General features: G+C 59.1%; 1 protein-coding gene. It reads right to left on the bottom strand.

Annotated features, from left to right (window positions below; genetic code table 11):
• The coding region (locus AC4HNJ_RS22040) for an alpha-L-fucosidase (RefSeq protein ID WP_490481747.1) at positions 1–257 on the bottom strand (257 nt) is incomplete at both ends.

Genomic DNA, 257 nt, shown 5'->3' with positions numbered 1-257 from the left:
GCACGACGGAACCATCGCCTCCCGGTCCGATGTTGAGAATGTAATTGCCGCCCTGGCTGACCACTCGCACCAGGCGGGTGATGTTTTCACGAATCTTACCGGGCAGGTCCGTACGGTTTTCACAGGAACGATAACCCCAGGTATCCGGAAACATGGATGCCGGCGCCTGCCACGGCAATTCCATCGCGCCATCGGGCTCGCCGTTATCGCCCATGACGGCGAAATCGCAGTAGTTATTCCACACGCGGCCGGAAATC

It is taken from the genome of Dyella sp. SYSU CM1112, assembly GCF_058216415.1.
The sequence above is the reverse complement of the archived record's forward strand: the minus strand, read 5'-3'. Positions and strand labels throughout refer to the sequence as shown.